The 229-nt window shown below is 71.2% G+C and carries 1 protein-coding gene; it reads right to left on the bottom strand.

Annotated features, from left to right (window positions below):
* On the bottom strand, positions 1-229 hold a 229-nt coding region (locus tag HKX41_14115), incomplete at both ends, for a hypothetical protein (protein ID NNC25269.1).

The raw sequence follows: 229 nt of genomic DNA, 5'->3' as shown, positions 1-229 counted from the left end.
CCTCGCCCTGCAGATCGCCGTAGGCTTCGCGCACCGCATACAGCCCTTCGGGCTTGGCCCAGCCGGCCGCGCCGGTGGCGCCGCAGGCGGTGTAGTTGCTCCAGCCGCGGCTGATCCAGGCGTCCATCACGAACACCTTGACCGGCTGCTCGACCCCGCCCGGCAGTTCGACCGTGTAGTCGCGCACCTCCTGCCCGCCCCACAGGAACAGGTCGTACAGCGGCGGCGT

Source organism: Salifodinibacter halophilus (assembly GCA_012999515.1).
Taxonomy (GTDB): Bacteria; Pseudomonadota; Gammaproteobacteria; order Nevskiales; family Salinisphaeraceae; genus Salifodinibacter; species Salifodinibacter halophilus.
Note: the sequence above shows the minus strand (reverse complement) of the source record. Positions and strands in the feature narration are given on the sequence as shown.